Annotated in this window: 8 protein-coding genes and 4 tRNA genes; 3 read left to right on the top strand and 9 right to left on the bottom strand. The window is 73.6% G+C overall.

Going from position 1 to position 7,812, the window contains the following annotated elements; genetic code table 11:
- Positions 1-2: 2 nt before the first annotated feature.
- The 5 genes from VGE38_RS01430 to VGE38_RS01450 form a co-directional block, all read right to left on the bottom strand.
- Complete coding sequence (locus VGE38_RS01430) at positions 3-134, bottom strand: hypothetical protein (protein ID WP_331140748.1); 132 nt, start codon at positions 132-134, stop codon at positions 3-5.
- A gap of 46 nt (positions 135-180) precedes the next feature.
- Positions 181-675, bottom strand: a complete 495-nt coding sequence (locus VGE38_RS01435) for a pyridoxamine 5'-phosphate oxidase family protein (RefSeq protein ID WP_331140749.1) — start codon at positions 673-675, stop codon at positions 181-183.
- An 83-nt stretch (positions 676-758) separates the two neighbouring features.
- Positions 759-833 (bottom strand) — tRNA-Val (locus VGE38_RS01440).
- A 22-nt stretch (positions 834-855) separates the two neighbouring features.
- A tRNA-Cys gene (locus VGE38_RS01445) sits at positions 856-929 on the bottom strand.
- Positions 930-975: 46 nt separating this feature from the next.
- Positions 976-1,048, bottom strand: a tRNA-Gly gene (locus VGE38_RS01450).
- A 156-nt stretch (positions 1,049-1,204) separates the two neighbouring features.
- Here VGE38_RS01450 and VGE38_RS01455 point away from each other — a divergent pair.
- Positions 1,205-2,023: an aminotransferase class IV gene (locus VGE38_RS01455; protein WP_331140750.1), complete on the top strand. Its 819-nt coding sequence runs from the start codon at positions 1,205-1,207 to the stop codon at positions 2,021-2,023.
- A 10-nt stretch (positions 2,024-2,033) separates the two neighbouring features.
- Here the strand turns inward: VGE38_RS01455 and VGE38_RS01460 are convergent, their stop codons facing one another.
- On the bottom strand, positions 2,034-2,468 hold the full coding sequence (locus VGE38_RS01460; RefSeq protein ID WP_331140751.1) for an SsgA family sporulation/cell division regulator: 435 nt from the start codon (positions 2,466-2,468) through the stop codon (positions 2,034-2,036).
- Between the two features lie 140 nt (positions 2,469-2,608).
- On the opposite strand from VGE38_RS01460, the gene VGE38_RS01465 reads away from it, so the two are divergent.
- Positions 2,609-2,683: transfer RNA gene (locus tag VGE38_RS01465), tRNA-Val, on the top strand.
- A 375-nt stretch (positions 2,684-3,058) separates the two neighbouring features.
- Complete coding sequence (locus tag VGE38_RS01470) at positions 3,059-3,715, top strand: class I SAM-dependent methyltransferase (RefSeq protein ID WP_331140758.1); 657 nt, start codon at positions 3,059-3,061, stop codon at positions 3,713-3,715.
- Here VGE38_RS01470 and VGE38_RS01475 read toward each other — a convergent pair.
- The 3 genes from VGE38_RS01475 to VGE38_RS01485 form a co-directional block, all read right to left on the bottom strand.
- Positions 3,610-6,246, bottom strand: a complete 2,637-nt coding sequence (locus VGE38_RS01475; RefSeq protein ID WP_331140752.1) for an AMP-binding protein — start codon at positions 6,244-6,246, stop codon at positions 3,610-3,612. The genes VGE38_RS01470 and VGE38_RS01475 overlap by 106 nt on opposite strands.
- Positions 6,243-7,178, bottom strand: a complete 936-nt coding sequence (locus tag VGE38_RS01480; protein WP_331140753.1) for an ABC transporter ATP-binding protein — start codon at positions 7,176-7,178, stop codon at positions 6,243-6,245. The genes VGE38_RS01475 and VGE38_RS01480 overlap by 4 nt, the downstream gene beginning before the upstream one ends.
- Positions 7,175-7,812, bottom strand: a 638-nt coding sequence (locus tag VGE38_RS01485; RefSeq protein ID WP_331140754.1) for an ABC transporter permease subunit, incomplete at its 5' end; no start/stop codon positions are given. The genes VGE38_RS01485 and VGE38_RS01480, both read right to left, overlap by 4 nt.

A 7,812-nucleotide genomic window follows, 5' to 3' on the forward strand; every position in this document is an offset into this window, starting at 1 on the left:
GCTCAGCCCTCCTCGGCCAACCGCATCGCCTCCACGGCGATGGGCGGCGGGGCGTGGAAGTCGTAGGCGCGGAACAGCGTGGCGTGACGTACGCCGAGCCGGCGCCCCTGCAGCGCCGCGACGCCGGTCAGCATCAGACGCGGCGGCGGGTGGCCGGTCCGGGCGGGGGCATCCCCGGAATCAGCGGTCCGACTGGCCGGGCAGCGCGCCCAGCTTGCGGTGGTCCCAGCTGGTCACCCGGACCGGCTCGACGATGACGCCGACGCGCTTGCGGGCCTGCCCGCTGACGATGTCGTCGAGGAACCTGCGGCCGTCCTCGTCGAGCGGCGTGTCACCGGCCATGCGTGCGCTGACGCGGGCGCCGAGCGCCTTGACCTCGTCGTACTCCTCGACCAGCGTCGCGGTGCCCTGGATGCTCACGCCCCGCAGCTCGAAGTAGTCCTCGCCGTCCTCGACCAGGCAGCTGATTCGCGGGTCACGGCGCAGGTTCGCGACCTTCTGGGACGCGCCATAGGTCCAGAAGGCGATCCGCCCCTCGTCGAGCACGTAGAACAAGGTGGTGAGGTGCGGGGCGCCGTCGGCCCCCACCGTGGCCACCTGCACCTTCATGCTGTCGGCGAGGAAGGCGGTCACCTCCTCGTCGCTGAGCCGCACCGCCTGGCGTCCCTGAGCCATGCCTCCACCTCTCCGGACCTCGCACCGTCGTCGCACCAGCAGAACGCGAACGGCCCCCGACGATGCCGGGGGCCGCTCTGCGCTGGTGGGCGATACTGGGTTTGAACCAGTGACCTCTTCCGTGTCAAGGAAGCGCGCTACCGCTGCGCCAATCGCCCGGGTCTTGAGTTGTGGTGGGGGTGGAGGTGGGTACGGGATTTGAACCCGTGTACACGGATTTGCAGTCCGTTGCCTCGCCTCTCGGCCAACCCACCGTGGAGGCCAGACACAGGCCGGAAGGATCCTGCTTGTGCCCCTCAGAGCGGACGACGAGGCTCGAACTCGCGACCTCAACCTTGGCAAGGTTGCGCTCTACCAACTGAGCTACGTCCGCTTGCTTCCCCGACCGGCTTCCCGGTCCGGGCAACGACGAGAACATTAGCGGAGACCCCAGACCGTGCCAAATCCGGGGTGTCGCAGTGAGACACAACGGTGTGATTCGGCCCGACACAGCGCGGCACGCCGCCGAGGGTTGCCTAGGGTTGCCGCCATGCTCACCTGGATCAACGGCGACCTCCTGCCCGACCCGACGACCCCGGCGGTCCGGGCCGACGACCACGGCCTCACCGTCGGCGACGCGGTCTTCGAGGCCGTCAAGGTCGTCGACGGGCAGCCGTTCGCGCTGACGCGCCATCTGGACCGGCTGCACCGCTCGGCCGCCGGCCTCGGGATCGGGCCGGTGGCCGACGAGCTGCTGCGCGACGGCGTGGCCGCCGTCCTGGCGGGACAGCGCCTGCCGCTGGGCCGGATCCGCATCACCGTGACCGCCGGACCGGCGCCGATGGGGTCGGGCCGGGGCGACGCCGCTCCCACCGTCATCGTCGCGGCCGGCCCGATGGCTCCCGCCGCCGACAGCGTCGCGGTCGTGACGGTCCCTTGGCCCCGCAACGAACGGGGCGCGCTGGCCGGGCTGAAGACCACCTCGTACGCCGAGAACGTCATCGCCCTCGCGGAGGCGCAGCGGCGGGGTGCCAGCGAGGCGATCTTCGCCAACACCCAGGGTCGCCTGTGCGAGGGCACCGGGACCAACGTCTTCTACGTCGTCGACGGCGAGCTGCGGACCCCGACGTTGGCCAGCGGCTGCCTGGCCGGCGTGACGCGGGCCTTGGTGCTGGAGTGGTACGGCGCCACCGAGGTCGACGAGCCCATCGAGGTCGTCGACCGGGCCAGCGAGGTCTTCTTGGTCTCGACCACCCGCGACGTGCAGCCGGTGGCGCGCTGGAACGACCGCGAGCTGCCGTGCGGGCCCATCACCCGAGCGGCCCAGCAGGCCTGGCGCGCCCGCGAGCCGGAGCTCCTGGGCCGCTGAGCCGGGCTGATCAGGAGGCCAGGAGAGCGGCGACGAGGCCGTCGAGGTCGAGATGGCGGCCCTCGGTGCCGACCGGGACCGCGGCGAAGGTCTGACCCAGGAACGCCTGGAGCTCGTGGGCGTCGGTCTCCGCGACCAGCCGGCCGTCGGGCGAGCTGAAGTCGAGGACCGCCACTCCGTCCCCGTCCTCGCCCAGGCCCGGCCAGACCTTGACGTCGCCCTCCCCCGCCGGCGCCGCGAGCCCCTGGAGGAGCAGGGTCCGCGACACCACCCACTCGACGTCGCCGGCGCTGGAGTGGAACAGCAGCGAGACGGCGTACGGGTCGTCGGTGCGGTAGCGCAAGGTGGTCTCGACCTCGACCAGGCGACCCCACGGGTCCAGACACCACAGCGTGATGTCACGGGCGAGCTCAGGTTGCTGGGTGTGCTTCCTGTGGTTGGTCATCGGTGTCTCCTCGTCGGTGCTTACCCTGTTAACGAGACGGACGCCGAGACGATCCGTGACGAAGGTCGTGATTTTTTCGTTCTGCTGGCCCCGATGTGAGTCCTCGGCGTGGATGCGCTAGCCTTTCGGCGCACCACAGCGGGCGATTGGCGCAGTGGTAGCGCGCTTCGTTCACACCGAAGAGGTCACTGGTTCGAACCCAGTATCGCCCACCAGGAGAAGGCCCCGCCAGCAGGTCGGGGCCTTCACCCTTTTCCGGGATGGCTGGGACGGGAAAACGGACCGGCAATTGGTCGCCGATCGGGCGGAAATGGACACGGCGTCCCCCAGCCCACCGGCCCAGGGGACGCCGTGCGTCTGTGGGGGAACCGATCAGTGGTCGCGCACCTGCAGGTCGAGAGCGACGTCAGTGGCGACGGCGGTGACGGCGGCCGGGCGGCTCGTGCGAGCACGCGGTCGTGAGGTCATGCGCGCAGACTAGGACATCGTCGTCACCGTGTGCACGAAACGGCCGAGGTCTGGACTCCGTCGTACCCCGTCGCACCCCGTCGCACCAGCCGGCACCCGTAGGGTTGCCCCTCGTGACGCAGATGCCGGCCGACCTGCTCGAGCACGCCCTGGCGGCGAAGGGCTTCATGCCGCCCGAGGAGGGCGCGCTGCTGTTCCGCCACGCCCTGCAGCGGCTGCCGCACGGGCCGGTGCTCGAGGTCGGCACCTACTGCGGCAAGAGCGCCGTCTACCTCGGCGCCGCCGCCCGCGAGGCCGGCGAGCCCGGTGCGGTCGTGTTCACGGTCGACCACCACCGCGGGTCGGAGGAGAACCAGGCCGGCTGGGAGCACCACGACACCACCCTCGTCGACCCCGACCTGGGCCGGATCGACACCCTGCCGTTCTTCCGCCGCACCATCGCCGCCGCCGGGCTGGAGGAGCACGTCGTGGCGGTCGTCGGCCGCAGCGGCACCGTCAGCGCGCACTGGCGCACCCCGCTGTCACTGCTGTTCATCGACGGGGGCCACGGCGAGCAGCCGGCGCGCGAGGACTTCGCGGGCTGGGCTCCCTGGGTGGCGTACGACGGCCTGCTGGTCGTCCACGACGTCTTCCCCGACCCTGCCGACGGCGGCCGGCCGCCGTACGAGCTGATCTACCTTCCCGCGCTGGCCTCCGGCGCCTTCGAGGAGGTCGAGGCGCTCGGGTCGATGCGGGTGCTGCGCCGGGTCCGCGGCGAGGCCGGCGACGCGCTGGGCTGAGGCCCCCGGCCGTCCAGGCCGCGCCGGAAGGACCTCAGCGCCCGCGAGCCGGTGGTCCAGGCGCGCTCGGCCGCGATCCCGACCAGCAGCGAGGCCGCGACCGCGAGGTAGGGATGGCCGGCCCCCTCCAGGCCCGGGTAGACCTGCCAGTGGGTGAGGTAGATCCACAGCGAGGCGGCGCCGACGACGCGCAGCGGCGTCGCGAGCAGCCGCGGCACGGTGACGGTCCGCACGGCCAGCAGGAGCACGACGGCGGCCACCACGGTGAGCTCGCGCTGCAGGTCGCCGAAGAAGCCGAGCCCGGCCGTCAGCGCGAGTGCGGCCACGGTGGCGCGCTGCCAGCGGCTGCGTGCCTCGTAGGCCACCCAGCCCAGCGCGACGCACCACAGCACGGGCCCGACGCTGTAGCGCTCCACCGGGCCGGCCTCCACGCCGACCCACGCGTAACGCGCCGTCAGCGCAGCCACGGTCACGGCGAGCGCGAACCCGAACGGGTGGGCTCGCTGCGCACGTCCCAGCCTCGGCACGGCGAGCAGCGCGGCGAGTCCGGCGCAGCCCCAGACCACCGCCTCGAGGAACCAGAACTGCCAGTCCGGCGACCACCGGTCGGTCCCGACGACGCCGTTGAGCAGCAACGCCGTGGTGGGCCGGTAGTCGCCGGTCACCAGCGCGGCGCCGCCGATCCACAGGGCGGACGGGACGGCGACGGCGGCGAGGGCGCCGAGCAGCCGACGTACGCGCCGGTGCTGCTGCGGAAGGACGAACCGTGCCAGGTTGTAGCCGACGAGCGCGAGCAGCAGGTGCGCGCCGCCCGGGACCTGCACGATGTCGGTGTGGGTGAGGAGCACCATCATGATCGCGACCGCCCGCAGCAGGGCCGGCAGCTCGACCGGTGTCGTCCACCGGCGGCGCGGCCCGGCCCGTTCGGCGAGCTCGGCGATCGTCAGGTGCTGCCAGCCGGCGGGGAGCTCACCGAGCCGGTCGGCCAGCCGCATGGAGACCTCGACGAACGAGAGCGAGTCGCCACCGAGGGTGACGAACGTGTCCTCGACGCGCGCTTCTGGCCGACCGAGCAGGACGGCGTAGAGGTCGCGCAGCGCCGCGGGGCTCGCCCCACCATCGGCGGGCGCGGGCGTCGACGCCGCGACCTCCTCGGCCGCGGTGGCGTGCCGGCCCAGCGCCGCGTAGTCGACCTTGCCGTTGGCCGTGCGGGCCAGCTCGTCGACGACGTGGACCTGCACCGCGGCGGCCGGGACCGCGGCCAGCCGGGCGACCCGGCCGCGCAGCTCGCGGGCGACGCGCTCGCTGTCGGTGAAGGCGTGCAGCGAGGAGCCGGGCGCCACCAGGCGTACGCCGGGTCCGGCCTGCTCCTCGAGCCGGTCCAGGTCCAGGCGCAGTCCGAAGACCTTGCCGAACCGGCTCAGCCGGCCGGTGATCTCCCACAGGCCGTCGTCGCACTGGCGCGCGAGGTCACCGGTGCGCAGCTCGCCGAGCTCGGGACCGCGGGCCAGATCGAGCGGCCCCGCGGCGTACCCCATCATCACGTTGGGACCGCTGTAGACCAGCTCCCCCAGGTCCTCGGGCAGGCCCGGGACGGGGTCGAGCCGGAAGGAGCCGCCGGGGATCGGCACGCCGATCGCCTCCGGCCGGTCCTCGGCCAGGTCCGGCGGCAGGTAGGCCATCCGGGCGGTCGCCTCGGTCTGGCCGTACATGACGAAGAGGTCCCAGCCCCGCTCACGGCCCAGCCGCGCGTGACGGCGGACCTGCTCGGGCGCCATCCGGCCGCCGGCCTGGGTCACCAGCCGGAGACTCGGCAGCCGGCGCCGCTCGAACCCGGAGGCGTCGAGCAGGTCGAAGGTGTAGGGCACTCCCGCAAACGACGTCGCCCGGGCCCGGTCGAAGAGCTGCCAGAAGCATTCGTCGGCGACCGAGTGACCGGTCAGCACGACGGCGGCGCCGGTCAGCAGGTGGCTGTTGAGCACTGACAGGCCGTAGCAGTAGTGCAGCGGCAGGGAGGTCATCGCGCGGTCGGTCGGCCGCAGCCCGAGGTAGTCGGCGATGCTGGCCGCGTTGGCGACGAGGTTGTCCCGGCTGAGCCGGACCAGCTTCGGGGAGCCGGTCGAGCCGGAGGTCGAGAGCAGGACGGCGAGGTCTGGGTGCAGCGCGCCGACACCCTCGCCGTCGCCCGGGCACTCCTCCAGGCGGTCACCGCGGGCGATCACCCCGGGGCGGTAGCGCTCCACCAGGTCGCCGTGCCGCGTGGCGTCACCCGGACCGACCAGGATCACCGGATGACGACCGGCCAGCGCAGCGAGGTAGGTGACGACGCTGTCGACGTCGTTGGACGCCTCGAGCATCACCAGGCGGCGCGCACCACCCAGCCTCTCGGTCCGCTGCGCGACGGCCTCCTCCAGCTCGGCGTAGCTGAGCGTGCGGTCCTCGGTGACCAGCGCCACGGCCTCGGGTGCGCCGCGCAGCAGCAGGTGGCCGACGTCGGGCCGGGTCCCGCCCTGCAGGGGCGTGCTGGTCACGGCAGCACCTCGGCGTCAACGGGGACGTCGACCGGGGCGCCCACCGGATCGGGGAACGCGACGGCGGACCCGGGGATCCGCAGCCGGACCCGGTCGCCGAGCGTCGCGGCCGCCTCGCCCGTGAGCCGGGCACCGACCACGTCTCCCGACGGCAGCCGGACCTGCAGCGTCCCGTCCTCGCCGCTCGCGACGACCTCACCGACCAGCAGCGTGGCGTGGCCGAGGAAGTCGGCGACCGCCGGCACCGGGTCGCTGCTGAGCTCGGCCGGCGTGCCCGCCTGCAGCAGCACACCGTCCGCGAGCACGGCGACCTGGTCGGCCAGCGAGAGCGCCTCACCCTGGTCGTGCGTGACCAGCACCGCGGCGGCGCCGCTGGCCCGCAGCGCCCGCACGACCGCACGTCCGGTCTCCTCGCGCAGTCCGGCGTCGAGCGAGGAGAACGGTTCGTCGAGCAACACCAGTCCGGGCTTCGGAGCCAGCGCGCGGGCGAGCGCGACGCGCTGCTGCTGGCCGCCGGAGAGCTGGTGGGGCTGCCGGTCGGCGAGACCACGCGGCAGCTCGACGAGGTCGAGCAGCTCAGTCACCCGGGCCGACCGCTCCTCCCGGCGCAGGCCGAAGCCGATGTTGCCCGCGACGTCGAGGTGCGGGAAGAGCGCGCCCTCCTGGGGCACGTAGCCGATGCCCCGCCGTCGGGGCGGCACGGCCCGACCGGCACCGACCACCGTGCGGCCGGCGATCGCGACCGTGCCGGCGTCGGGAGTGAGGAACCCCGCCACCACCCGGAGCAGCGTGGTCTTGCCGCAGCCGGAGTGGCCCAGCACCGCGGTGACGCCGCTCTCGACCCGCAGGGAGACGTCGCGGAGCACCGGCCGGGCGCCGTACGACGCGGTCAGGCCGGCCACCTCCAGCGCCGGCTCGGTCACCGTGGTCATGCCCGGCCTCCCGTCGCCAGCCGGCCCAGCAGCCAGGTCGCCGGGATCGACAGCAGCACCATCGCGACGGCGTACGGCGCGGCCGCGCCGTAGGCGACGGCGGACGCCTCGGACCAGAACTCGGTGGCCAGGGTCGTGGTGCCGAGCGGCGCCAGCAGCAGCGTCGCGGTCAGCTCCGTGGCGACGGCGAGCGAGACCAGGGCGACCGAGGTCGCGAGCCCGGGCACCAGCAGCGGCACGGTCACTCGCAGTACGGCGGTCGCGGGCGTGCAGCCGAGCGACTCGGCCGTCTCCTCGAGCCGTTGGGGTGCGAGCTCGAGGGTCGCCCGCACGCTCACCAGCGCGCGAGGCAGGAAGAGCACGACGTAGCCCGCCACCAGCACCGGCACGGTCTGGTAGAGCCCGGGCAGCCAGCGGATCGAGACGGTGACCAGGGCGAGCGCGACGACGATGCCGGGCAGGGCGCTGGTCGTGAACGCGGCGCGCTCGACGACGGTGGACAGCCGGCCGCGATGGCGCACCGCGAGCCAGACCACCGGGAGCGCGGCGAGCGTCGCCGCGGCGCCGGCGACCGCGGCCAGCGCGAGGGTGGTGCCCGCGGCGGTGGCCAGCGCGCCGACATCGACGGTGGCCG

Source organism: Nocardioides sp. (assembly GCF_036405735.1).
Taxonomy (GTDB): domain Bacteria; phylum Actinomycetota; class Actinomycetes; order Propionibacteriales; family Nocardioidaceae; genus Nocardioides.